The organism is Mycobacterium sp. NPDC006124, assembly GCF_040614235.1.
GTDB lineage: Bacteria > Actinomycetota > Actinomycetes > Mycobacteriales > Mycobacteriaceae > Mycobacterium.
The window spans coordinates 1-1522 of record NZ_JBEXUA010000041.1 but is presented as its reverse complement, the minus strand read 5'-3'; the positions used below and the strand labels follow the sequence as shown (position 1 = coordinate 1522).

The window sequence follows — 1522 nt, the reverse complement described above, 5'->3', positions numbered from 1 at the left end:
CGGCGACGGCGTGCAGTTTGAGTTCGGCCAAGTGAGAGCGCAGCTGCTGATACCGGCTGGCCGCAGCCGATGGTGACTCGGTGGCGGTGGTGGTCTTGGGGGTGCGTGCTGTCGTCTGCCAGGAGCATGGGGCCAGTGTGAGCTGATTTTGCCAGTGTGATGGGACCACTTGGATTGCCAGTCATGGGACCACCGGCGCGTCGCGTCGGTGGTCTCTTCATTTGTTCGTTCGATCGCGGTGACGGTTCAAGTCACGGAGGCGGCGGGCATGGCTTTTCGGGAGGTCAGTGTGAACGAGATCAGGGAAGTGCTAAGGGTCTGGCTGGGGGTGGCCGGACTGGCCGGCACCGGGATACCGCACGATCGCCGCGCATTGCGGGCTGGACCGCAAGACGGTGCGCCGTTACGTCGAGGGCGCGCAAGCGGCCGGTTTGTGCCGCAGCGACGGCATCGAGGCCGTCGACGATGGGTTGATCGGGGCGGTCGCCGACGCGGTGCGACCCGTGCGCTCGGATGGTCATGGTTCGGCGTGGGAACAGTTGGTGATTCGAGGAGCAGATCACCGCGTGGGGGGCGTGTCATTCCATCTGTGTAAGTCCGGGGTGGTCGCCAACGCCGTCGTGCCGACCCCGGACTACGTGCGCCTGGCCGGGCACTACGGGTTCGCTCCGGACTTCTGCCACGCCAACGATCCCCGCGCCAACGTTGGACTCCCGAGGAGGTCCTGCGGACGCTGGTAGAAACGGAGTTGGCGGCCCGCGATGCTCCAATGTCGTCAACCGACTCAAGGCCGCGGCATTCCCCGTCCCGAAGACGTTGGAGTCCTTCGACGTGGCCAGCTCCTCGATCCAGCCGAAGGTGTTCGACTACCTCTCAAGCCTTGATGGATACGAGCACAACAGAACCTGGCGATCATCGGCCCAGCCGGCACGGGCAAGAGCCACACCCTCATCGCGCTGGGAACCGCGGCGATCCACGCCGGGCACGAGGTCCGCTACTTCACCGCCGCCGACCTCATCGAAACGCTCTACCGCGGCCTGGCCGACAACACCGTCGGCAAGATCATCGAATCCCTGCTTCGGGTCGACCTGATCATCCTCGACGAGCTCGGGTTCGCACCACTAGACGACACCGGAACCCAGCTGCTCTTCCGGCTCGTCGCCGGCGCCTACGAACGCCGCTCCCTGGCCATCGGGTCGCACTGGCCCTTCGAACAATGGGGCCGCTTCCTGCCCGAGCAGACCACCGCCGTCAGCATCCTCGATCGGCTTCTGCACCATGCCACCGTCGTCATCACCGACGGCGACTCCCACCGCATGAAGGACGCCAAGCACCGGAAGGAGAACCCCAAGCCAACCTAAGAACTACCGCACGGGGTGGATACTTTTATCCGGCCACCACCGGATACCTGAACTTGGCCATTGACAGTGTTCATCGACGCCATTCACGTCAAGATCCGCGGCGGTCAGGTCACCAACCGGCCCGTCTACGTGGCCATTGGGGTCACTTGTGGCGGGGAACG

At 64.8% G+C, this 1522-nt stretch carries 1 protein-coding gene and 2 pseudogenes; all 3 read left to right on the top strand.

Annotated elements, in window-relative coordinates:
• The first annotated feature begins 395 nt into the window (after nt 1-395).
• Nucleotides 396-740: a hypothetical protein gene (locus tag ABZ195_RS28620; RefSeq protein ID WP_355223254.1), complete on the top strand. Its 345-nt coding sequence runs from the start codon at nt 396-398 to the stop codon at nt 738-740.
• Nucleotides 701-1361: pseudogene (istB, locus tag ABZ195_RS28615) on the top strand (IS21-like element helper ATPase IstB); the annotation flags it as partial. The gene ABZ195_RS28620 and the pseudogene istB, both read left to right, overlap by 40 nt.
• 66 nt (nt 1362-1427) lie before the next feature.
• Nucleotides 1428-1522 (top strand): annotated as a pseudogene (locus ABZ195_RS28610) (transposase); the annotation flags it as partial.